This is a genomic window from Streptomyces sp. NPDC029151 (assembly GCF_055564315.1).
The window spans coordinates 804,741-826,556 of record NZ_JBVHWQ010000001.1; the positions used below are offsets into that span (position 1 = coordinate 804,741).

Consider the following 21,816-nt stretch of genomic DNA (forward strand, 5'->3'; position numbering starts at 1 on the left):
CTGGGCCGGTTGCTCGGTGCCCTGCGCGAGGCCGACGGTCCGCCGGCCGAGCCCACAGCCCGGTCTCACGGACATCGACGCGCCGTGCGAGGGAGCGCGCGCCGCCGGCCTGGAGGTCGTCTGCCGTACGGCCGGAGACATCGACGCCCTGGACAGCGGGGTGCAGTTCGCGAACTACCGCATCGTGCGGGAGGCCCTGACGAACACGGCGCACCGTCGGCGCACGTGAGCGTGCCGCGCTGCCCGCCGAGTCCGAGCGTTGTCACGCGCCGGCGCGGTCAAGGTCGCTGTGCACAACCGGTCCCGCGAAAACGATCAAGGGCTGGTCTCGGAATCCTCCGAAACCAGCCCTTGATCCACGACTCTCGCAAGTCGGGACGACAGGATTTGAACCTGCGACCCCTTGACCCCCAGTCAAGTGCGCTACCAAGCTGCGCCACGTCCCGTTGCTCTCACTCGCGGTGCCCCGCGTGATCGTGCGAACAGAACTTTACCCCACGCCCGGGGGTGCGCCGAAGAAGCCCGGGTGGGTCGGGGGACAATCGGCGGTATGACGAACGCGGGCGGATCGGATGCCAGGGACCGGGACCCCACCGGGCGGGCCCGCAACGCGCGGCCCCGGGACGGGCTGGGGCGCCCGCTGCCGTACGGCGCCGAGGGGGTCCCCCGGCAGCCGGAGGGCATTCTGCGGGCGCCGCAGGACACGGTCGCCGAGGCACAGGAGCTGCTGGCCGCGGGGCGGCCGTTCCACGCGCACGAGGTGTTCGAGGACGCGTGGAAGGCCGGCCCGGAGGACGAGCGCGCCCTGTGGCGGGGGCTGGCCCAGTTGGCGGTGGGGCTCACCCACGCGGCCCGCGGGAACGCCGTCGGCGGTGCGCGGCTGCTGCGGCGGGGTGCGGGCGCGGTCGAGGAGTGGGCGGTCGGGCGGGGCGAGGACCGGCCGTACGGGCTGGACCTGCCGGGCCTCGGCCGGTGGGCGCGGGAGCTGGCCGGGCGGGTGGAGCAGGGCTCGGGGCCGGTTGACCCGTGCGCGGAGGCACCCCGGCTGGGCCCCTGACCGGGCCCAGGCGGGTCCGGCACCCCCGGCCGGTGGCCGTCGCAGCGCGTGCGGAGGCGGTGGACGCGCTGTCAGTGGCATGCGGCAGACTCGGGGCGTGCGAACAATTCATGTCATCGGTATCGGCGCGGGCGACCCCGACCAGCTGACCCTCCAGGCGGTCAAGGCGCTGCGGAGCACGGATGTGTTCTTCCTGCTCGACAAGGGCGAGGTGAAGAGCGATCTCACCCAGCTCCGCCGGGACATGCTGGACACCCATCTGCCCGAGGGGTCGTACCGGGTGGTGGAGGCCCGGGACCCCGAGCGGGACCGGGCGGCGGGCGGGGCCGCCTACTCGCCGGCCGTCGGGGACTGGCGCAGTGCCCGCGCCGGGATCTACGAGCGGCTGATAGCCGACGAACTGGACGAGGACGGCACCGGCGCCTTCCTGGTGTGGGGGGATCCGGCGCTGTACGACAGCACGCTGGCGATCCTGGAGGAGGTGCTGGAGCGTGGGGCGGTGCGGTTCGAGTACGACGTGGTGCCCGGCATCAGCAGTGTCTCCGCGCTGGTCGCCCGGCATCGCACGGGACTGAACCGGGTCGCCCGGCCGGTGCAGATCACCACCGGGCGGCGACTGGCCGAGGGCTTCCCGGAGGGCGTGGACGACGTGGTCGTGATGCTGGACGCGCACCAGGCCTTCCGGCGGTACGCCGGGGAGGACATGGACATCTACTGGGGCGCGTACATCGGCACGCCGGACGAGATCCTGGTGTCGGGGCCGATCGCGGAGGCCGCTCCGCGCATCGAGCGGGTCCGGGCGGAGGCACGGGAGCGGAAGGGCTGGATCATGGACACCTATCTGCTGCGCCGGCGCCCCGAGCGGGACCGGCCCGCCCGGGAGGGCTGACCGGGAGGGCCGACCGGGCCGGTACCGCCCCGGTGCGGCCTGGGCGGCGGAGTGCGGTGGATGCGGTACCGAGGCGCGGTGGTCAGCGGTCGGGCCGGGCTTCCGGTGCCGCGGTCCCCGCGAAGCCCAGCCGGGCCAGCACGCTCGGCACGTCCGGCTCGGCCCGCACGCCCTCCGGGAGCGGGGGCCGACGGACCACGACCACGGGCAGACCGAGGTCGCGCGCGGCGGTCAGTTTCGCGGCCGTGGCCTCACCTCCGCTGTCCTTGGTGACCAGGACGTCGATGCGGTGGGCGCGCAGGAGTTCGGTCTCGTCGGCGACCGTGAACGGGCCGCGGGCCAGGAGGACGTCGGTGTCCGGCGGCAGGGGCGGCTCGGGCGGCTCCACCGACCGGACGAGGAAGTGCAGGCCGGTCGCCCCGGCGAAGGCGGCCAGGCCGAGGCGCCCGGTACTGAGGAACACCCGGCGGCCCAGTCCGGGCAGGGCCTCGGCGGCCCCGGCCAGGGACGGGACGTCGTACCAGCGGTCTCCGGGGCCCGGCCGCCAGCCGGGCCGGCGCAGGACGACGGCGGGGACGCCCACGGCGCGCGCCGCCAGGGCCGCGTGGGCCGTGATCGACGCGGCGAAGGGATGGGTGGCGTCCACCAGGGCGTCCACCCCGTGGGCGCGCAGCCAGTCGGCGAGCCCCTCCGGCCCGCCGAAACCGCCGGTCCGCACCTCGCCGGGCAGCGCCGCCGGCCGGGTGACCCGACCCGCGAGCGAGGTGGTGACGCGGACACCCGGTCGCGCGGCGAGGTCGGCGGCGAGACGACGGGCCTCGGTGGTGCCACCGAGGACGAGGACGTGCGTGGGCGCGGGCGCGGCGGGTGCGGGCGCGGTGGGTGCGGGTCCAGCGGGTACCGGGCCACCGGCCGGCACGGGAGCGGACGGCACCGAAACTGCGGGCGGCGGACCGTCGGCCGGTACCGGAGCGGACGGCACCGGGGCGGCGGGCGGCGGGCCCTCGGCCGGCGCGGGGGTGGCGGGCATGGATGTGAGCGTACGAGGTCGTGCGGGGCGGTGCGGTGCCCGGGTCGCCGCGGAGACGCACGAGCGGGCGAGCGGCGCCCCGGGCCATGTGGTGGTCCCCGTCGCGGACGTGCCGCGCCTGCCGGGCTAGCGGAGCAGCAGTTCCAGTCCGCCCACGACCGTCGCCGCGATCACGAGTTGTTCGAAGAGGCGCTGGTTGATCCGGTCCACGGCCCACTTGCCGAACAACGCACCGGGCACGACGAACACCACGAGCGCGGCGTCGAGGAGCAGGGAGCGTCCGTCGATCAGGCCCAGGCCCGCGCTGAACGGCACCTTCGAGACGTTCACGATGAGGAAGAAGAAGGCGGAGGTACCCAGGAAGCCGAGCTTCCGGAAGCCCGCGGAGAGCAGGTACATCGACATCACCGGGCCGCCCGCGTTGGCGACCATCGTCGTGAAACCGCCGAGCACCCCGTACGAGCGGGCCTTCATCCGGCCCGCTCGGGTGCCGACCGCGTCCGGTTCCTCCGGGGTCTCGGCAGTCCGCCGGCGCCACACCGTCACTCCGGCCATCAGCAGCAGGATCGCGCCGATCGAGGTCCGTACGATCCCGTCGTCGGCCCACACCAGGAACAGCGTGCCGGCCACCACACCCACCGCCACGGCCGGGAACAGCCGCCACAGCGTGGGCCAGTGCGCGTGCCGCCGGTAGGTGAGGACGGCGAGCACGTCACCGGCGATCAGCACGGGCAGCAGCACGCCGGTGGAGGCGCGGGCGGGCAGCACCGCGGCGAAGATCGCGAGGCTGACCGTGTTGGCCCCGCTGACCGCCGTCTTGGAGAAGCCGACGAGCAGGGCCGCGACGGCGAGCGCCGCGAACCCCCAGCCGGACATGTGCCAGAGCGTCATCGTGTTCATGGAGTGACCGATGCTATGCGCACGCATCCACATGACGTAAGCGGCGTCCCGCCGACCGGCCCCGGCGCGGCCACCCGCTCACCACCACCGGGCCATGCACCACCCACCGGCCCGTGGACCACCGAACCCGCCGGGCCGGCGCCCCCGTGGACCACCGAACCCGCCGGGCCGCCGCCCCCGTCGACCACCGAACCCGCCGGGCCGGCGCCCCCTAACGGCCCGTGTACCGCGCCCGCAGCTCCCGCTTCAGCACCTTCATGCTCGGCCCGAGCGGCAGCGCGTCCGTGAACTCCACGCGTCGCGGGTACTTGTGCTTGCCGAGGTGCTCCTTGCACCAGTCGGTGAGCGCGGCGGCGTCCGGCGTGGTGCCCTGTGCCGGGACGACGACGGCGCACACCTCCTCGCCGTGCAGGTCGTCGGGCAGGCCGATGACGGCGACCTGGGCGATCTCCGGGTGGCGCATCAGCACCTCCTCGACCTCGCGCGGGTAGACGTTGTAGCCGCCGCGGATGATGACGTCCTTCTTGCGGTCGACGATCCGCAGGAAGCCGTCGTCGTCCTTGGTGCCGAGGTCACCGGTGCGGAACCAGCCGTCCACCAGGGCCTCGGCGGTGGCCTCGGGGCGGCCGAGGTAGCCGGAGAAGACGTTGTGGCCGCGGATGACGACCTCGCCCAGTGCCCCGGGCGGCAGCAGCTCGATGCGGCCCTCCACGTCGGCGCGGGCGATCTCCACGTCGACGCCCCACAGGGGGTGGCCGATGGTGCCGGCCCTGGTGCCGAACACCGGCTGGTTGACGGTGGCGGTCGGCGAGGTCTCCGACAGCCCGTACCCCTCGTAGATCTTCGCGCCGAACGCGGCCTCGAACCGCTCCAGGACGGCGACCGGGAGCGAGGCCCCGCCGGAGATGCACACCCGCAGCGCGGGGAGCCGGGCGGCGTCGGCCGCGGCCGCCGCGAGCGCGACGAACATGGTCGGCACGCCGTGGAAGGTGTTGACGCCCTCCTTCACCATCAGCTCGATGGCCCGGGCCGCGTCGAAGCGGGGCAGCAGCACGAGCGTGGCGCCGGCCCGCCAGGTGGAGTTCAGCGACACCGTCTGGCCGAAGGCGTGGAACAGGGGCAGCGCGCCCAGGGCGATGTCGTCGGCGCGGATGTCGTTGGCGTCGAAGGCGTTGACGGTCGCGTTCATCACCAGGTTGAGGTGGCTGAGGACGGCGCCCTTGGGGACGCCGGTCGTACCGCTGGTGTAGAAGACGACCGCGGGGTCGTCGGCGGCCCGGGTGACGTACGACGGGAGGGGCTCGGCGTCGGCCGCCAGCTTCTCGAACTCGCCGCCCAGCGTGACGACGCGGACGCCGGCCGCCCCGGCCGCGGCACGGCCGGTCTCCGCCTGCCCCGGGTGGACGAGCAGCAGGGTGGCCCCGCTGTCCCGCAGGACGTGCTCGACCTCGCCGGACGACAGCAGCAGGTGCACGGGGACGACGACCCCGCCCGCCGCCGCGATCGCGTAGTAGGCGACCGGGAACTCGGCGGTGTTGGGCGCCATGAGGGCGACCCGGTCGCCGGGCCGGACGCCGAGGCCGGTGAGCGCACCCGCCTGGGCCAGCGCGCGCTGCCAGACCTCGGCGAAGGTGAGCCGCAGATCGCCTTCGACGAGGGCGGCCTTGCCGGGGCGGCGCCGGGCGTTCTCGGCGAGGATGGTGGCGACGGACAGGGTGGCCATGGAGTGCTGCTCCGTTTCCTTGCTGCTGCGGCTCGTGTTGCGGATTCCCTTGTCGAAAGCCCCCCGTCGGTGACGCTCTAGGGCCTCTCGACCAGCACCGCGGTCCCCTGCCCCACGCCGACGCACATGGTCGCGAGTCCGCGCTCCGCGCCCGTGCGCCGCATCCGGTGCAGCAGGGTGGTGAGGATACGGGCGCCGGAGCAGCCGAGGGGGTGGCCGAGGGCGATGGCGCCGCCGGTGGGGTTGACCAGGTCGGGGTCGATGCCGAGTTGGTCGACGCAGGCCAGTGCCTGGGCGGCGAACGCCTCGTTGAACTCGGCCTCCTGGAGGTCGCCGGTCTCCCAGCCGGCCCGGGCCAGCACCTTGCGGGTGGCGGGTACCGGGCCGAGGCCCATCACGTCGGGGTGGACGCCGGCGGAGGCGCCCGCGACGTAGCGTCCGAGGGACTCCAGGCCCAGCTCGTTCAGCGCGTCCTCGCTGACCAGGAGGAGGCCGGCCGCACCGTCGTTCATCGGCGAGGCGTTCCCGGCCGTCACGGTGCCCCCCGCACGGAAGACGGGCTTCAGCCGGGAGAGCTTCTCCAGCGAGGTGTCCTCGCGGACGCACTCGTCCTGCTCGACCACGATGCCGTCGGGGCGCTCGACGGGGAGCAGTTCGTCGTCGAAGTGGCCGTTCTTGCGGGCGGCGGCGGCGAGTCGGTGACTGCGCAGGGCGAACTCGTCCTGGCGGGCACGGGAGATGCCGTGCCGGGCGGCGACCTCCTCGGCGGTCTCCCCCATGGAGAGCAGGCCGTGCAGTTCCTTCATGGCGGGGTTGACCAGCCGCCAGCCGAGCCGGGTGTCGTGGGTCTCGATGCGCTGCGGCAGCGCCTCGTCGGGGCGGGGCAGCACGAAGGGGGCACGGCTCATCGACTCGGAGCCGCCGGCGATCACGATGTCGGCCTCGCCCGCGGCGATGGTGCGGGCGGCGGTGGTGACCGCCTCGAGTCCGGAGGCGCACAGCCGGTTGACGGTGGCGCCGGGCACGGAGTCGGGCAGTCCGGCGAGCAGGGCGGCCATGCGGGCGACGTTGCGGTTGTCCTCGCCCGCCTGGTTCGCGGCACCCCAGTAGACGTCGTCGATCCGGGCCGGGTCGAGCGCGGGCACGCCGGCCACCAGGTGGCGGATCACGGTCGCGGCCAGGTCGTCGGGGCGGACGGAGGAGAGGGCTCCGCGCAGCTTGCCGATGGGGGTGCGGCGGGCGGCCGCGAAGTGGACGGGACGCACGGCTGGGACTCCTGACCTACGACGCTGTGGATCGGACTGCCTGCACAGCACTCTTAATTAGCACTGCTAGTTTTGGACTATAGACCCCCGACCGCCCTGCTGGGAAGATCCCCCAGGACCTTCACCGAGGCAGCTGGAGGAGAGATGCCCCACGCCCGCGCGCACGTCCTCGACGGTACTCACGGCCCCCTCGCCGTCCACGAGTGGCCGCACCCGGCACCCCGCTTCCTGGCCGTCGTGGTGCACGGGTACGGCGAGCACGCCGGCCGGTACGCGGAGCTGGCCGGCGTGCTCACCGGGCACGGCGCCGCCGTGTACGCGCCGGACCACGCCGGCCACGGCCGCTCGGCCGGGGAGCGGGTGCTGATCGAGGACTTCGAGGACGTGGTCACGGACGTGCACGCCGTGGCGGAGCTGGCCCGGACCGCACACCCCGGCCTGCCGCTGGTCCTGGTCGGCCACTCGATGGGCGGACTCGTCACGGCCCGCTACGCCCAGCGGTACGGAGGCGAGCCGAGCGCGCTGGTCCTGTCCGGCCCGGTGATCGGCGCCTGGGAGCTGCCGGGGCGGCTGCTGGCCCTGGACGAGATCCCGCACACCCCCGTCAGTCCCGCGGCACTCTCCCGGGACCCGGCGGTGCGCGCCGCGTACGCGGCCGACCCGCTGGTCTGGCACGGGCCGATGAAGCGGCCGACGGTGGAGGCGTTCGCCCGGACCCTGGAGACCGTGGACCGGGGCGGTGACGTCGGCCGGCTGCCGCTGCTCTGGCTGCACGGCGACGACGACCGGCTGGTGCCGCTGCCCGGCAGCCGGACGGGGGTGGAGCGGCTGAGCGGCGGGGCGCTGACCGAGCGGATCTTCGCGGGAGCCCGGCACGAGGTGTTCCACGAGACGTGCAGGGCGGAGGTCTTCGCGGAGGTGCGGGCCTTCCTGGACCGGGTGCTGCCCCGCTGATCAGCCGGTTTGCTCCCCCCGCCCAACGGGCACCCGCCCTTTCGGACATGACCGTGGAGACATGACGAAAGGGGACACGCACACCATGACCGTGGTCAAGAGCACGCTGCCCGAGGAGGCGCTCGGTGTCACCGGGACCGCCCTGCAGGAGACCCTCATCGATCTGCTCGGGCTGTCGCTGATCGGCAAGCAGGCGCACTGGAACATCGTGGGCCCGCGGTTCCGGTCCATCCACCTCCAGCTGGACGAGGTGGTCGCCACGGCCCGGGCCCACTCGGACACGGTGGCCGAGCGGGCCGCCACGCTGGGCGTGCCGCCGGACGGCCGGCCGGAGACCATCGCGGCGACCTTCGCGCTGCCCGGCACCAAGGACGGCTGGCTGCGCGACACCGAGGTGGTGGAGCTGATGGTCTCCTCGCTGGAGACGGCCGTCGGACGGCTGCGCGAGCGGATCGAGGCGACCGAGAAGGCCGACCCGGTCACCCAGGACCTGCTGATCTCCGTCACCGCCGACCTGGAGAAGCAGCGCTGGATGTTCCAGGCCGAGAACCACCCGCGCGACGACGCCGCCAGCTGACACACCGGAGAGGGGAGACCCATGGCCGACTCCCGGGAGATCGAAGCACTCTGGGAGGACTTCCACCGCGTCGTGAACATGACCTCGGCGGAGCTCTCGGCCTGGCTGAAGGTCCGGGACGCGGACGAGGAGACGGAACCGCTGCCGGAGCAGGCGGGCACGCCCACCGGGCAGCACGTCCTCGCCATCCTGCAGAAGCGCCGCACCGACCTCACCGACGCCGACATCCGGGTCATGCACAAGGTCGTGGACACCGTCGGGGACCTGGCCGACCTGGAGAACGAGCCCCAGCCGGAGCGGACCGCGGAGGACACCCGCCGCCGGCACCGGCTGATGACGCTGGGCCACGACCCGCTCAAGCCCTAGCCGGAGCGCCACCGTGAACCGGGACGAACGGGTCGTGCACGCGCTGGTGTCCGAGTACGGGCGGACCTACGCCGAGGAGGCGGGCATCCGTCTGAAGGACACCCCGCAGCCGCTCTACCGGCTGCTGGTCCTGTCGCTGCTGCTGAGTGCCCGGATCCGGGCCTCGGTGGCGGTGGCCGCCGCCCGGGCGCTGCACGAGGAACGCCTGGACAGCCCCCGTCGGATGGCGGAGGCCGGCCGGCAGCAGCGGGTGGACGCGCTCGGCCGCGGCGGCTACCGCCGTTACGACGAGCGTACGGCCACCCAACTCGGCGACGGTGCCGAGCTGTTGGCCGAGCGCTGGGGCGGTGACCTGCGCCGGCTGCACCGGGAGGCGGAAGGCGACGTCGGCACGCTCAGGGAACTGCTCCAGGAGGAGCCGGGCATCGGGCCGGGCGGCGCCGACATCTTCCTGCGCGAGGCACAGCGGGTGTGGCCGGACGTCGCTCCCTACCTGGACGCCAAGGCCCTGTCCGGCGCGGAACGGCTCGGCCTGCCGAAGGACCCGGGCAAGCTGGCCGAGCTGGCCGGGGACACCCATCCGGCCGTGCTGGCCGCCGCGTTGGTGCGGGCGGCCCTCGACAAGGAGGTGGCCGAGGACTGCCTGCGCCGCGCCGCGTGATCGTGTCAGACTGCTCCCGCACGTCCCGGACCGACCACCGGGACCCCAGGCGGTGAGGAGCGGCGCGTGACGGGGACCGGCCCGGAGACCCAGGAGACCATCGACACGAGCCGGCCCCACCCGGCCCGGGTGTACGACTGGTTCCTCGGCGGCAAGGACAACTACCCGGTCGACGAGGAACTGGGCCGCAGGATCGCGGCGATCGACGGAGGCGCCCCGAAGGCCGCCCGCGCCAACCGGGCGTTCATGCGCCGGGCCACGCGGGCGCTCGCCGCGGAATCGGGGATCCGCCAGTTCCTGGACATCGGCACCGGCATACCGACCGAGCCGAACCTGCACCAGATCGCCCAGTCCGTGGCCCCGGACGCCCGCGTCGTCTACGTCGACAACGACCCCATCGTGCTGGCCCACGCGAACGCGCTGCTGCACGGCACCCCGGAGGGCGTGACGGAGTACGTGCAGGCCGACGCCCGCGATCCGCACGCCATCCTGCGACAGGCCGCCGGCGTCCTGGACTTCGGCCGCCCGGTGGCCCTCTCCCTCGTCGCCCTGCTCCACTTCGTCGCCGACGAGGACGGCGCGCACGACCTGGTGGACACCCTGGTCGGCGCGCTGGCACCGGGCAGCGCGCTGGTCCTGTCCACCATGACCGCGGACTTCGAGCCGGAGAACGTGCAGCGGGGGATCGCCGCCTACGCGGCGGGCGGGGTGACGCTGGTGGCGCGCTCGCACGCGGAAGTGGGCGCCTTCTTCCAGGGACTTCGGCTGCTGGAGCCCGGGATCGTCTCGGTGGCCGAGTGGCGGCCCGAGGACGAACCGGACGGACCGGTCTCGCTGTACGGCGGCGTCGCGATCAAGCCCTGACGCTCAAGCCCCGACCCCGTCGTACGGAAGGCCTAGCACCCGGGCCACGGTCCGCAGCACGCCGTCGTCGTTGTTGGACGGGGCCAGGTGGCGGGCCCTGCGGATCACCTCCGGGTGGGCGCCCGCCATCGCGAAGGACCACTCGGCGGCGTCGAGCATCTCCAGGTCGTTCAGGTAGTCGCCGAACACCATGGTCTGCGCGGGCGTGATGCCGAGCGCCCGCTGGAGCCCGCGCAGGGCGGTGCCCTTGTTGACGGTCCGGTTCATCACGTCCACCCAGTGCTCGCCGGTGACGACGACCTGGTGGGTGGCGGCGAACGCGGCGAGGGCCGGGGCGGTGGTGTGCTCGGCCGGACCGAAGTCGAAGAGCGCCACCTTGATCACGTCGTCCTCGACGGCGGTGACGTCCTGCACGACCCGGTGCTCGACGTAGTACTTGCGCACCTCCGCGAGGAACGCCTCGTCGGTCCGCTCCACGTACGCCGCCCGCTTGCCGCAGACCACGGCGCCGACGTCGGCGCCGCCCGCGACCAGCCGCCGTACGGTCCGGGCGACCCCCGCGGCGACGGCCCGGTCGAGCGGGTCCGAGCTGATCTCCACGCCGTCGCGGACCACGTACGTGCCGTTCTCGGCGATGAACACCATGCCCTCGGCGACCTCCGCGAACTGCCGGTGCAGCGTCGCGTACTGGCGGCCGCTCGCCGGGCTGAACAGCACCCCGCGGCGGCGCAGTTCGGCGAGCATCGGCCACAGCCCACCCGGAATCCGCTTGTCGTCGTCCAGCAGCGTGCCGTCCATGTCGGTGACGATCAGCCGGATGTCGGCGGGGCCGGCGGGCGGGCGGGAGGGGTCGAGGAGGGACGTCGGCATGACGGGCGTGTCCTGCTTCCGGTCGGGGGCGGGGGTACCGGCCCAGTGTTCCTCACCCGCTCCGCGCGCCCGGAACCGCCCAGCCTGCCCGTTTCCCGGGACAGCGCGATCACCGGAGGGCACAATGACGACGGAGCACCGCGTGCGAGAAGGCGAGAAGGGCGGACAGGTGAGCGAGGGTCATTCCCCGGCGGCCGGACCGGCCCGGCTGGACACCGGCGTGGCGCACAACGCGCGGGTCTGGAACCACTGGCTCGGCGGCAAGGACCACTACGAGGTGGACCGGCAGGTGGGCGAGCGGGTCGCCGGGATGTTCCCGGTGATCCGGGAGGTGGCCCGCGCGGACCGGGAGTTCCTGGGGCGGGCGGTGCGCCTGCTGGCCGCCGAGTGGGGGATCCGGCAGTTCCTGGACATCGGCACGGGCCTGCCGACCGCGGAGAACACGCACGAGATCGCGCAGCGGATCGCCCCCGAGTCCCGGATCGTGTACGTCGACAACGACCCGATCGTGCTCGCGCATGCCCGCGCCCTGCTCACCAGCTCCCCCGAGGGCGTCACGGACTACCTCGACGCCGACGTCCGCGACCCGGACCGCATCGTGCGGCGCGCCGCCGAGACCCTGGACCTGAGCCAGCCGGTCGCGGTGCTGCTGCTCGGCGTTCTCAACTTCGTACCGGACACCGCCGAGGCCGGCGAGATCGTACGGAGGCTGATGGCGGCGGTGCCCGCCGGGAGCCCTCTCGTCCTCACCCATCCGACGTACGACCCCGACGTGGGCGGCGAGGGGAACGTGGCGGCCATGGAGTTCTGGAACGCCCACGCCACCCCGCCGATCACCGCGCGCAGCCGGGACGAGATCGCCGGGTTCCTGGACGGCCTGGAGCTGGTGGAGCCGGGCCTGGTGCCCTGCTCCCGGTGGCGCGCGGAGCCGGCGTCCGCCGCGCCGGTGCCGCAGTTCGGCGCGGTCGCCGTGAAACCCTGAGCCCGGCCGCGCGCGCCGCCGAGCCGGCCGGTCCACCGAGCCGGCCGAGCCCGCCGAGTCCGCCGAGTCCGCCGAGTCCGCCGAGGAGGACGTATGACGACGCTCGCCGACCCCGTGCCCGGCGGACGGCCCGGGGAACCGCGCCGGGCCGCCGCCCTCACCGCCGACCTGTCCGCGCGGGGCGTCCACGGGGTCGTGCTGGCGTACGTCGACACGGCGGGCGTCGGCCGGGTGAAGACGATCCCCACGGCCCGGCTGGGGGCGGCCGTGTCCTGGGGCGTCGGGATGTCCCCGGTGTTCGACACCTTCCTCGCCGACGACTCCACCGTCCGCACCGACGTCCTCGGCTCCCCCGACGGCGACCTGAGGCTCTACCCGGACCTGGACCGGCTGGTGGTCCTGGCCGGGCAGCCCGGCTGGGCCTGGGCGCCGGTGGACCGGATCACCCAGGAGGGCACCCGGCACCCCGGCTGCGCCCGGACCTTCCTGCGCCGGATCGTCTCCGGTGCCGCCGAGCGGCACGGCCTCGCCTTCAAGGCGGCGATCGAGATCGAGTGGGCCGTCGGGCTCGGCTCGGCACCGGCCGGGGAGTTCGTGCCGGCGGTCTCCGGTCCGGCGTACGGCGCGGTCCGGCAGGTCGAGCTGAGCGACTACGGCGCCGATCTGCTCGCCGCGTGCGCCGCGCAAGGCGTGGACGTCGACCAGCTGCATCCCGAGTACGCGCCCGGACAGTTCGAGATCTCGGTGGGCGCGCGGGACCCGGTGGCCGCGGCGGACCTCAGCGTGCTGGTCCGCCAGACCATCCGGGCGGTGGCCCGGCGACACGGCCTGCGGGTGTCGTTCTCCCCCGCGGTGTCCGCCGAGGGCGTGGGCAACGGCGGCCATCTGCACCTGTCCTGCTGGCGCGACGGAGTGAACCTGCACGCGGGCGGCGAGCGCCGGTACGGCATGACGGCCGAGGCGGAGTCCTTCGCGGCCGGCGTCCTCGCCCGCCTCCCGGCGCTCACGGCGGTCACCGCGCCGAGCCCGGCCAGCCACCTGCGGCTGAAGCCCTCGCAGTGGGCCGGGGTCTTCACCGCCTGGGGACGCGAGACCCGCGAGGCCGCGCTGCGGCTGGTCACGGGCACGGCCGGCCGCCACGACCAGGACGCCAACATGGAGGTGAAGCCCGTGGACCTGGCCGCCAACCCCTATCTGGCCCTCGGCTGTGTGATCGCCGCCGGGCTCGACGGCATCGCGGCGGCCCGGACCCTGCCCGACGAGATCACCGGCGATCCGGTCCGCTACGGCCCCGAGGAGGCGGCGGCCCGGGGCGTACGGCGGCTGCCGCGGTCGCTGTCCGAGGCCGTCGAGGAGTTCCGCGCGGACCAGGTGCTGCGCGAGGCGCTGGGCCCGGTCCTCGCCGACGCGGTGACCGCCGTACGGCTCGGCGAGGCGGCGGCCGTCTACGGACTCGACCCCGACCGGGTGGCCGCGGCCTACCGCTGGGTGTACTGACATGAGCGCCCCGGGACCGGTCCACGAGGCGCTCGCCGCGCTGCCGCTGGTGGACCACCACTGCCACGGCGCCGTCACGGCCGACCTGGGCGCCGGGGAGTTCGCGTCCCTGCTCACCGAGGGCACGGCCTGGCCGGGCGTCTCCCCCTTCGACAGCCCCGTTGGGGTGGCCGTGCGCCGCCACTGCGCGCCCCTGCTGGACCTCCCCCGGCACGCGCCGCCCGCCGACTACGTGGCCAGGCGCTCGGCACTCGGCTGGCAGGAGGTCAACCGCCGCTTCCTGACCGCCGCCGGAGCCGGGGTGTTCTGCGTGGACACCGGCTTCGCCGCGCACCCGCTCACCACGCCCGCCGAACTGGCCGCCGCGGCCGGCGCGGCCGCCTGCGAGGTCGTACGGCTGGAGGGGATCGCCGAGTCGGTGGCGGCGCGGGGTGTGACCGCGGGCGGGTACGCGGCCGCGTTCCGGGACGCAGCCGAGGACGCCGTACGCCGGCCGGGCGTGGTGGCGGTGAAGTCGGTCGCGGCGTACCGCTCGGGTTTCGCGCTGGACCCCGAGCGCCCGGGCGCGGCCGAGGTGACGGCGGCGGCCGGGCGCTGGCTGGCCCGGGGCGGACGCCTCGCCGACCCCGTGCTGGTACGGCACCTGCTGTGGACCGCCGTCGAACTGGAGCTGCCGCTGCAACTGCACACCGGCTTCGGTGACGCGGACCTGCGGCTGCACCGCGCCGACCCCGCCCTGCTCACCGACTGGCTGCACCGGACCACCGGCACGGTCCCGGTGCTGCTGCTGCACTGCTGGCCGTACCACCGCCAGGCCGCGTACCTGGCCGCGGTGTTCGAGCAGGTGTACCTGGACGTCGGTCTCGCCCTGCACCACACGGGCCCGGCGCGCTGTCGTGCGGTGCTGGAGGAGGCGCTGGAGATCACCCCGTTCCGGAAACTGCTGTACAGCTCCGACGCCTACGGTGTGGCCGAGTTCCACCACCTGGGCGCGCTGTGCTTCCGGGAGGGCCTCGCCGCTCTGTTGCAGGACCGCGTGGACGCCGACGAGTTGAGCCTGGCCGACGCCCTGCGGATCGTCGCCTGGACGGGCCGCGACAACGCCCGCCGACTGTACGGACCGCCCGTATCCGAACCGGCCCGCGATTCCAGCGGGCGCCCCACCCGGAAAGTATGATCAAGCAATGTCTGACATGACCGAAACCACGCCCGGCTGGCTGACCACGGACGAGCTGGAGATGGCAAGGGCCCGGATGCCGATCCTGTACGTCGAGGCCGTGCCCGTGCGCGTGGACGACAGCGGTGAGGTCACCAGCATCGGGCTGCTGCTGCGCATCGGACCGGACGGTACGGTCAGCCGGACCCTGGTCTCCGGCCGGGTCCTGCACCACGAACGGGTCCGGGACGCGCTGCTGCGCCACCTGGAGAAAGACCTCGGCCCGGTCGCCCTGCCGCGCGTCCCCGCCTCGCTGCAGCCGTTCACGGTCGCGGAGTACTTCCCGACGGCGGGCGTCACGCCGTACCACGACCCGCGCCAGCACGCGGTCTCCCTGGCCTACGTCGTGCCGGTGACCGGCGACTGCCGGCCCCGTCAGGACGCCCTGGACCTCGTCTGGTTCAGCCCGCAGGAGGCCGCGTCGCAGGCGGTGCAGAGCGAGATGCCGGGCGGGCACGGGGTGCTGCTGAAACAGGCGCTCGCGCATGTGGGGCTGGCCTTCTGACCGCTTCGACGTCGCCCTCTCTTCCGTGGGGAGGGTGCTTGTCCCGCGCCCTTCGCACGGAAGAGGAAGCGACTATTCCATAATTCCCGGGAAACCGGACTTCCACGGCGGCCGCCACGAGGTGAAAGGGCGGCCGCCCAGGAAAAGCACCAGTTTTCCCGGGAAGGGTTTTCCATGTCTGTGAGCCGCACGCTAGCCGCATCCGTGATCTGGGCGACCGCCGCCGTGGGCGCCGCGGGATGCTCGGACGACGGATCGTCGGACCAGCCGTTCAAGGGGCAGAGCGCGGACCAGGTGGCCGCCAAGGCGGTGACCGCCACCCGGAACGCCTCGTCACTGCGCATGGCCGGCAAGGTCTCCGCGGACGGACAGCCCCTCACCGTCGACTTCCACGTCGACACCCAGAAGAACTGCAAGGGCCGGATGGCGATGGACCAGGGCTCGGCCGACGTCATCCACGCAGGCCAGGCGACGTACATCAAGGGCGACAAGGAGTTCTGGGCGAACGCCGCCAAGGACTCGGCCGGCGGGGGGAAGGAGGCCCGGGCACTGACCGGCCGTTGGGTGAAGGTACCGGTCGGCGACTCCCGTACGACGGGACTGTGCGACAAACAGGGATTCCTGGCCGAGATGGACGGCGACAAGTCCGAGCGCAAGGGGATGACGAAGGGCGACGTCACCACGGTGAACGGCCGCAAGGCGATTCCCCTGAAGAAAAAGAAGGGCGGCGAAACCATCACCATGTACGTCGCCGCGGAGGGAAAGCCGTACATTCTGAAGCTCGACCAGTCCGGCGGTGAGAATCCCGGCACGGTCGTCTTCTCGGACTACGAGAAGCCGGTCAAGGCGACGCCTCCGCCGGCCGGACAGGTGGTCGACGGCACCAAGGGGAACAAGACGGCTTCCTGACCCGTCTAAGGGCTCCGCACGGCAGCGTGACGGACGCCTCTACCGAACGTGCGAGGGCCGGTTCCGGATGCTTCCGGAACCGGCCCTCACCGCCGACTCTCACAAGTCGGGACGACAGGATTTGAACCTGCGACCCCTTGACCCCCAGTCAAGTGCGCTACCAAGCTGCGCCACGTCCCGGTGCCGTTTGACCTGGGCTTTCCCCGGCCGAACGCGCAGGGAAACAATACCGCACTCGGCCCGTTGATCGCGCGCCCCTTCCCTTGTTGACCTCAAGTTTGGTCGAGGTTGCACGATCGTCGGCATGACGATCGCAACGGACCGCAGCCGCACGTACGGCTACGACGACCTGCCCCGCCTGATGGGGCTGATGACCGGTGACGAGAAGCACGGACCGGCGGCCACCTCCACGCTCGACGTGCTGTGGGTGCTGTACGACCGGGTGCTCCGGGTGACCCCGCAGCGGCGGGACGACCCCGCCCGGGACCGGTTCCTGCTGAGCAAGGGGCACGGACCCATGGCCTACTACGCCGTGCTCGCCGCGAAGGGGTTCGTGCCGGTGGAGTGGCTGCCGGGGTTCGGGTCCTACGACTCCCCGCTCGGGCACCACCCGGACCGGGTGCTGGTGCCGGGCGCCGAGATCGGCAGCGGGTCGCTCGGGCACGGCCTGCCGATCGCCGTGGGCACCGCGCTGGGGCTGCGGGCCCAGGGCCGGCCCGATCCGGCGGTGTGGGTGCTGATCGGGGACGCCGAGCTGGACGAGGGCAGCAACCACGAGGCGATCGCCTTCGCCGGGCCCTCGGGACTGGACCGGCTGCACACGGTCGTGATCGACAACGCCTCCGCCAGCCATGCGCGGCCCGGCGGGATCGCCGCCCGGTTCGAGGCCGCGGGCTGGTCCGCGGTGACCGTCGACGGACGCGACCACGAGGCGCTGTACGCCGCGTTCACCGCGCCGCATCCGGGCCGGCCGCACGTGGTCGTGGCCCGCGTCGAGCCGAAGAACGCCTGACTTCCCCGGAAAGGGTCTCATCGATGGACACCATGCGTGAACGTTTCGCCCCCGTCGTCTCCCGGCTGCTGGACGAGGACCCCCGGGTCGCGGTCGTCCTCGCCGAGATCGGTGTCGACGGCTTCCGGGACGCCATGAGCCGGCACCCCGACCGGGTGATCAACGTCGGCATCCGCGAACAGCTCCTGGTCGGGGCCGCGGCGGGGCTTGCGCTCACCGGGCTGCGGCCGGTCGTGCACACCTTCGCCAGCTTCCTCGTGGAGCGGCCGTTCGAGCAGCTCAAGCTCGACCTGGGGCACCAGGACGCGGGGGCGGTGCTGGTCAGCGCCGCCGCCTCCTTCGACTGGCCGGCCGGCGGGCTCACCCACATGGCTCCGGGGGACGTGGCCCTCCTCGACACGCTGGACGGCTGGACCGTGCACGTGCCCGGGCACCCCGACGAGGCCGACGCCCTCCTGCACCACGCGGTCGCCGCGGGTGACGACAAGGTGTACGTGCGGCTGTCGGTGCAGTCGAACCGGCAGGGCCGGGTGATCGACGGGCAGCACTTCAACACGGTCCGCGAGGGCCGCTCGGGTGTGGTCGTCGCCGTCGGCCCGACGCTGGACGCGGTCCTCGCCGCCACGGAGGGCCTGGACGTCACCGTGCTGTACGCGACGACCGTACGCCCCTTCGACGCGGCCGGACTGCGCCGGGCGACGGAGGCCGCCGGCACCGACGTGGCACTGGTCGAGCCGTACCTGGCGGGAACGTCCACGGCCGCGGTGAACGAGGCGCTGGCCGACGCGCCGCACCGGGTGCTCGGCCTCGGCGTCGCCCGCCGCGAGCTCCGCCGCTACGGAACGATCGAGGAACACGTCGCCGCCCACGGGCTGGACCCGGCCTCCCTGCGGGAACGCATCGGCCACTTCCTGGGCGCCGGGCAGCCGGCCACGGGCCGCGGGTGAGCCCCGCGGCCCGGTGAGCGGCGGGCGCGGGCGGCGCGTCGGCCCGGGCGCCCGCCGCTACGGCCCGCCCCGCGCGAGCGGCGCGGCGGCTCCTCGGCTCCGGGCAGGTGCCGGTCGCCGGCCCGGTGAGCTGGTGGGACCCGGCCTGCCCGGGCCGCTCCCCCACCGCATTCGTCAGGCCCCGGGCGGCAGCCCCACCTCGGGGTGGGCGTCCAGGAGTCCGGGCGGGGCGGCCTGGCGCCAGGAGTCGGCCAGGATGTCCCGCAGCTCCTCCTCGTCCTCCAGCGCGGCGAGTCTCGCTCTCACCCAGGCGAACTGCGCCTCGTGGTCGGCGATCCAGAACTTCTCCGGCTCGGCCAGCGCCAGTTCGTCGCGCTCCTCCTTGGGACAGCGCACGGCGATGGACGTCTCGTCCCCGGGCAGGGTCGCGAACATCTTCCCGGCGACCCGGAACGTGGGCATGCTCCAGGCGATCTTCTCGGTGGTGTCCGGCAGGGACAGGGCGATTCGGCGTACGTCTTCTGCATCCGGCATGCCAGGCAAGGTAGCCCCTGCCACTGACAGTCATCCTCCGGGTGACAGTCACCCTCCGAGCCGCTTGTAGTACAGCGTCGTCGGCCGCAGCTCCCCCGTGGGAGCGGCCGCGTAGTCGGGGATGGTGCCGACGGCGGTCCAGCCGGCCGAGCGGTACAGGTGCTCGGCGGGGCTGCCGGTCTCGGTGTCGAGGTGGAGCAGGGTGCGGCCGGCGGCCGCGGCGGCCTGTTCGACGGTGGTGAGGAGGAGGCGGCCGAGGCCCTGTCCGCGCGCCGAGCGGTGCACCATCAGCTTGACCAGCTCCGCGCGGTGGCCGCTGTTCGGCTTGTCGGGGAAGGCCAGCCCGACGGTGCCGGTGACCCGGTCCGCGGGGTCCAGGGCCGCCCAGACGGCGAGTTCGCCCGCCGTCGCGGCCGCCGCCCGTTCCCGCCACCAGGCGAGGGCCTCCGCGTGGCCGAGCGGTGCGAGGAAGCCGACACTGGCGCCCGAGGCCACGGTGTCGGTGAGCAGCTGCGCCAGGTCGTCGGCCCGGTCGCGCACGTGGGTACCGGTCCAGCGCTCCACCCTCATGGCCGCACCACCGCCGGGACGCGGCGGGCCGCGTCGGGGCCGGGGCGGCGAAGGCCGGTCGCGCCGGTGACGCGCGGCCACGGGCGGTCGCCCGCGTCGAGCCGGTGGGCCTGTCCGCCGACGGTCGCCTCCCGGGCTCCGGCCGGCGGCCACGGGTTCTGTCCGAGGCCGGGTGCGGGCGGGCGGTCACGCGCGATCTCCGCGCCCGGGACGAGCCGGCCCGCGACGGGTTCGCCGCACGGTCGGGTGTGCGGCGGGGGCACGGAGCGGCGGACGGAGGCGGGGGCACGGCCTTCGTTTCTCACGACCGGGACGCTATCCCCGGTGTGAGACGGCGCTGTTACGGACGCCTCACGCCTGCGCCGCCTCGCCGAGCGCCTGGAGCACCGGGCGGATCAGCGGGTGCCCCTCGGCGCCGCGCCGGACGGCGGCGAAGACCCTGCGGGTCGGCGCGACGCCGTCGACGGGACGTACGACCACGCCGGTGAGGTCCACGCCGCGCAGCGCGGAGCGCGGGACGAGCGCCACCCCGGCGTCGGCCGAGGCCAGGGCGACGACGGCGCGGAAGTCGTCGGAGGAGTGTTCAAGGCGGGGCTGGAAGCCGGCGCTCTCGCAGGCGAGCACCACCACGTCATGGCAGGGGTTGCCCGGGTACGGGCCGATCCAGGGGTCCTTGGCCAGTTCGGCGAGGGGCACCTCGAGGACGTCGGCCAGGCGGTGACCGAGGGGTACGACGGCGTCGAACGGCTCGGCGTAGAGCGGTACGTGGGTCAGCCGGGGGTCGTCGGCCGACGGCGCGCCCCGGTACTCGACGGCGACCGCGACGTCGACCTGCCGGTCCAGCACCATGGGCAGGCTCGCGTCGCCCTCCGCGTCCTGGACCCGGATCCTTATGCCGGGGGCGGAGCGGGCGAGGCCGGCCACGGCGGGGGCCACGACCTGGGCGATGCCGGTCGCGAAGGCCGCCACGGTGACCGTCCCCGCCTCGCCCGAACCGTAGGCGGCCAGTTCGGCCTCGGCGCGCTCCAGCTGGGCGAGGACCGCGTTGGTGTGGCTGAGCAGGATCTCGCCGGCCGGGGTGAGCCGTACGCCCTTGGCGCCGCGCTCGACCAGGCGGTGGCCGGTCTCCTGCTCCAGCGCCGTCAGCTGCTGGGAGACGGCGGAGGGCGTGAGGTACAGCGCGGCGGCTGCCGCCGTGACCGTGCGGTGGTCGGCCACCGCACGGAGGATGTGGAGCCGCCGTGCCTCGATCATGTCCCCATTATCCCAGGGCGTCCGCCCTGGTCAGGCCGCCAGCTCGGCACGCGCCGCGATGAACGCGTCGACCGCGCGGTCGACGTCGTCCGTCGAGTGCGCGGCGGACAGCTGCACGCGGATGCGGGCCTGGCCCTGCGGGACGACCGGGTAGGAGAAGCCGATCACGTAGACCCCGCGCTCCAGCAGCAGCTCGGCCATGCGGGCCGCCTGCGCCGCGTCGCCGATCATGACGGGGGCGATGGCGTGGTCGCCGGGGAGGACGTCGAAGCCCGCCTCGGTCATCCGGCTACGGAACAGCTTGGTGTTCTCGGCGAGCCGCACCCGCAGGTCGTCGGCGGACTCCAGCAGGTCGAGGACCTTCAGGGAGGCGGCGGCGATCACCGGGGCGAGGGTGTTGGAGAACAGGTACGGGCGGGAGCGCTGGCGCAGCAGGGCGACGATCTCGGCGCGGGCGGCGACATAGCCGCCGGAGGCGCCGCCGAGGGCCTTGCCGAGGGTGCCGGTGATGATGTCGACGCGGTCCATCACGCCGTGCAGCTCGGGGGTGCCGCGGCCGGTCGGGCCGACGAAGCCGACGGCGTGCGAGTCGTCGACCATGACCATCGCGTCGTAGCGGTCGGCGAGGTCGCAGATCTCGGCGAGCGGCGCGACGTAGCCGTCCATGGAGAAGACGCCGTCGGTGACGATCAGGCGGCGCCGCGCGTCGGACGCCTCCTTCAGCTTCGCCTCCAGGTCCGCGAGGTCGCGGTTGGCGTAGCGGAAGCGGCGGGCCTTGGACAGCCGGATGCCGTCGATGATGGAGGCGTGGTTGAGGGCGTCGGAGATCACCGCGTCCTCCTCGCCGAGCAGGGTCTCGAAGACGCCGCCGTTGGCGTCGAAGCAGGAGGAGTACAGGATCGTGTCCTCCTGGCCGAGGAACGCCGACAGCCGGGCCTCCAGCTCCTTGTGGACCTCCTGGGTGCCGCAGATGAAGCGTACGGAGGCCATGCCGTAGCCCCAGCGGTCCAGGGCCTGGTGGGCGGCGGCGATCACCTCGGGGTGGTCGGCGAGTCCGAGGTAGTTGTTGGCGCAGAAGTTGAGGACCTCGCCGGGGCGGCCGCCGGCGGTGACGTTCACGGTCGCGGACTGCGGCGTGCCGATGACCCGCTCGGGCTTGTGCAGGCCGGCGGCGCGGATCTCGTCCAGGGTGGCGCGCAGGTCGTCACGGACGGTGTCGAACATCGAAGAAGCT

25 protein-coding genes and 2 tRNA genes are annotated in these 21,816 nt (G+C 73.9%); 15 read left to right on the plus strand and 12 right to left on the minus strand.

The window, feature by feature from the left end; genetic code table 11:
- Nucleotides 1-16 precede the first annotated feature (16 nt).
- A complete protein-coding gene (locus tag ACZ4VF_RS02980; RefSeq protein WP_467922766.1) occupies nt 17-229 on the plus strand; it encodes a hypothetical protein in 213 nt (70 codons plus the stop codon).
- 143 nt (nt 230-372) lie between these two features.
- On the opposite strand, the gene ACZ4VF_RS02985 is transcribed toward ACZ4VF_RS02980, so the two are convergent.
- Nucleotides 373-446, minus strand: a tRNA-Pro gene (locus tag ACZ4VF_RS02985).
- Nucleotides 447-550: 104 nt separating this feature from the next.
- On the opposite strand from ACZ4VF_RS02985, the gene ACZ4VF_RS02990 reads away from it, so the two are divergent.
- Together ACZ4VF_RS02990 and cobF are read left to right on the plus strand one after the other, a co-directional pair.
- Complete coding sequence (locus ACZ4VF_RS02990) at nt 551-1,057, plus strand: DUF309 domain-containing protein (RefSeq protein ID WP_467922768.1); 507 nt, start codon at nt 551-553, stop codon at nt 1,055-1,057.
- A gap of 97 nt (nt 1,058-1,154) precedes the next feature.
- The gene (gene cobF, locus ACZ4VF_RS02995; protein WP_467922769.1) at nt 1,155-1,946 is read left to right on the plus strand and encodes a precorrin-6A synthase (deacetylating); all 792 of its coding nucleotides are present in this window, start codon (nt 1,155-1,157) and stop codon (nt 1,944-1,946) included.
- Between the two features lie 82 nt (nt 1,947-2,028).
- On the opposite strand, the gene ACZ4VF_RS03000 is transcribed toward cobF, so the two are convergent.
- The 4 genes from ACZ4VF_RS03000 to ACZ4VF_RS03015 form a co-directional block, all read right to left on the minus strand.
- Nucleotides 2,029-2,976, minus strand: coding sequence for a cobalt-precorrin-6A reductase (locus ACZ4VF_RS03000; protein WP_467922770.1), 948 nt, complete (start codon nt 2,974-2,976; stop codon nt 2,029-2,031).
- Nucleotides 2,977-3,102: 126 nt separating this feature from the next.
- Nucleotides 3,103-3,876, minus strand: a complete 774-nt coding sequence (locus ACZ4VF_RS03005; RefSeq protein WP_467922772.1) for a sulfite exporter TauE/SafE family protein — start codon at nt 3,874-3,876, stop codon at nt 3,103-3,105.
- Between the two features lie 211 nt (nt 3,877-4,087).
- Nucleotides 4,088-5,599, minus strand: coding sequence for a long-chain-fatty-acid--CoA ligase (locus ACZ4VF_RS03010; RefSeq protein ID WP_467922773.1), 1,512 nt, complete (start codon nt 5,597-5,599; stop codon nt 4,088-4,090).
- Nucleotides 5,600-5,676: 77 nt separating this feature from the next.
- Entirely contained in the window at nt 5,677-6,864 is a 1,188-nt protein-coding gene (locus ACZ4VF_RS03015; protein WP_467922774.1) for a thiolase family protein, read from the minus strand.
- A gap of 144 nt (nt 6,865-7,008) precedes the next feature.
- On the opposite strand from ACZ4VF_RS03015, the gene ACZ4VF_RS03020 reads away from it, so the two are divergent.
- From ACZ4VF_RS03020 to ACZ4VF_RS03040, 5 genes are all read left to right on the plus strand, one after another.
- A complete protein-coding gene (locus ACZ4VF_RS03020) occupies nt 7,009-7,818 on the plus strand; it encodes an alpha/beta hydrolase (protein WP_467922776.1) in 810 nt (269 codons plus the stop codon).
- An 85-nt stretch (nt 7,819-7,903) separates the two neighbouring features.
- The gene (locus ACZ4VF_RS03025; protein WP_467923753.1) at nt 7,904-8,395 is read left to right on the plus strand and encodes a Dps family protein; all 492 of its coding nucleotides are present in this window, start codon (nt 7,904-7,906) and stop codon (nt 8,393-8,395) included.
- Between the two features lie 21 nt (nt 8,396-8,416).
- Nucleotides 8,417-8,761, plus strand: coding sequence for a DUF3140 domain-containing protein (locus ACZ4VF_RS03030; RefSeq protein ID WP_467922778.1), 345 nt, complete (start codon nt 8,417-8,419; stop codon nt 8,759-8,761).
- Between the two features lie 13 nt (nt 8,762-8,774).
- Nucleotides 8,775-9,422 (plus strand): endonuclease, encoded by a 648-nt coding sequence (locus ACZ4VF_RS03035; protein ID WP_467922780.1) that lies wholly within the window; start codon nt 8,775-8,777, stop codon nt 9,420-9,422.
- A 66-nt stretch (nt 9,423-9,488) separates the two neighbouring features.
- Nucleotides 9,489-10,286, plus strand: a complete 798-nt coding sequence (locus ACZ4VF_RS03040; RefSeq protein ID WP_467922781.1) for an SAM-dependent methyltransferase — start codon at nt 9,489-9,491, stop codon at nt 10,284-10,286.
- 3 nt (nt 10,287-10,289) lie between these two features.
- On the opposite strand, the gene ACZ4VF_RS03045 is transcribed toward ACZ4VF_RS03040, so the two are convergent.
- A complete protein-coding gene (locus ACZ4VF_RS03045) occupies nt 10,290-11,156 on the minus strand; it encodes a Cof-type HAD-IIB family hydrolase (protein WP_467922782.1) in 867 nt (288 codons plus the stop codon).
- 169 nt (nt 11,157-11,325) lie between these two features.
- Between ACZ4VF_RS03045 and ACZ4VF_RS03050 the strand changes: the two genes are divergently transcribed.
- The 5 genes from ACZ4VF_RS03050 to ACZ4VF_RS03070 all read left to right on the plus strand — a co-directional run bounded on the left by ACZ4VF_RS03050 (nt 11,326) and on the right by ACZ4VF_RS03070 (nt 16,265).
- Complete coding sequence (locus ACZ4VF_RS03050; protein WP_467923754.1) at nt 11,326-12,138, plus strand: SAM-dependent methyltransferase; 813 nt, start codon at nt 11,326-11,328, stop codon at nt 12,136-12,138.
- 93 nt (nt 12,139-12,231) lie between these two features.
- Complete coding sequence (locus ACZ4VF_RS03055) at nt 12,232-13,635, plus strand: type I glutamate--ammonia ligase (RefSeq protein ID WP_467922784.1); 1,404 nt, start codon at nt 12,232-12,234, stop codon at nt 13,633-13,635.
- A gap of 1 nt (nt 13,636) precedes the next feature.
- Complete coding sequence (locus ACZ4VF_RS03060) at nt 13,637-14,812, plus strand: amidohydrolase family protein (RefSeq protein WP_467922786.1); 1,176 nt, start codon at nt 13,637-13,639, stop codon at nt 14,810-14,812.
- Nucleotides 14,813-14,828: 16 nt separating this feature from the next.
- On the plus strand, nt 14,829-15,356 hold the full coding sequence (locus tag ACZ4VF_RS03065) for an NUDIX hydrolase family protein (RefSeq protein ID WP_467923755.1): 528 nt from the start codon (nt 14,829-14,831) through the stop codon (nt 15,354-15,356).
- A gap of 204 nt (nt 15,357-15,560) precedes the next feature.
- Nucleotides 15,561-16,265, plus strand: a complete 705-nt coding sequence (locus tag ACZ4VF_RS03070) for a hypothetical protein (RefSeq protein ID WP_467922788.1) — start codon at nt 15,561-15,563, stop codon at nt 16,263-16,265.
- A 106-nt stretch (nt 16,266-16,371) separates the two neighbouring features.
- Here ACZ4VF_RS03070 and ACZ4VF_RS03075 read toward each other — a convergent pair.
- A tRNA-Pro gene (locus ACZ4VF_RS03075) sits at nt 16,372-16,445 on the minus strand.
- A gap of 124 nt (nt 16,446-16,569) precedes the next feature.
- Between ACZ4VF_RS03075 and ACZ4VF_RS03080 the strand changes: the two genes are divergently transcribed.
- Together ACZ4VF_RS03080 and ACZ4VF_RS03085 are read left to right on the plus strand one after the other, a co-directional pair.
- Nucleotides 16,570-17,277: a transketolase gene (locus ACZ4VF_RS03080; protein ID WP_467922789.1), complete on the plus strand. Its 708-nt coding sequence runs from the start codon at nt 16,570-16,572 to the stop codon at nt 17,275-17,277.
- A gap of 23 nt (nt 17,278-17,300) precedes the next feature.
- Nucleotides 17,301-18,224 (plus strand): transketolase family protein, encoded by a 924-nt coding sequence (locus ACZ4VF_RS03085; RefSeq protein WP_467922791.1) that lies wholly within the window; start codon nt 17,301-17,303, stop codon nt 18,222-18,224.
- A gap of 174 nt (nt 18,225-18,398) precedes the next feature.
- Here the strand turns inward: ACZ4VF_RS03085 and ACZ4VF_RS03090 are convergent, their stop codons facing one another.
- The 5 genes from ACZ4VF_RS03090 to ACZ4VF_RS03110 are packed head-to-tail and all read right to left on the minus strand — an operon-like array spanning nt 18,399 to nt 21,806.
- A complete protein-coding gene (locus ACZ4VF_RS03090; RefSeq protein WP_467922792.1) occupies nt 18,399-18,758 on the minus strand; it encodes an MmcQ/YjbR family DNA-binding protein in 360 nt (119 codons plus the stop codon).
- Between the two features lie 48 nt (nt 18,759-18,806).
- Entirely contained in the window at nt 18,807-19,328 is a 522-nt protein-coding gene (locus tag ACZ4VF_RS03095) for a GNAT family N-acetyltransferase (protein ID WP_467922793.1), read from the minus strand.
- Nucleotides 19,325-19,633 (minus strand): hypothetical protein, encoded by a 309-nt coding sequence (locus ACZ4VF_RS03100; protein ID WP_467922795.1) that lies wholly within the window; start codon nt 19,631-19,633, stop codon nt 19,325-19,327. Before ACZ4VF_RS03100 ends, ACZ4VF_RS03095 begins: the two co-directional genes overlap by 4 nt.
- 46 nt (nt 19,634-19,679) lie before the next feature.
- Nucleotides 19,680-20,582, minus strand: a complete 903-nt coding sequence (locus ACZ4VF_RS03105; protein WP_467922796.1) for a LysR family transcriptional regulator — start codon at nt 20,580-20,582, stop codon at nt 19,680-19,682.
- A 30-nt stretch (nt 20,583-20,612) separates the two neighbouring features.
- On the minus strand, nt 20,613-21,806 hold the full coding sequence (locus ACZ4VF_RS03110; protein WP_467922797.1) for a glycine C-acetyltransferase: 1,194 nt from the start codon (nt 21,804-21,806) through the stop codon (nt 20,613-20,615).
- Between the last annotated feature and the right edge of the window lie 10 nt (nt 21,807-21,816).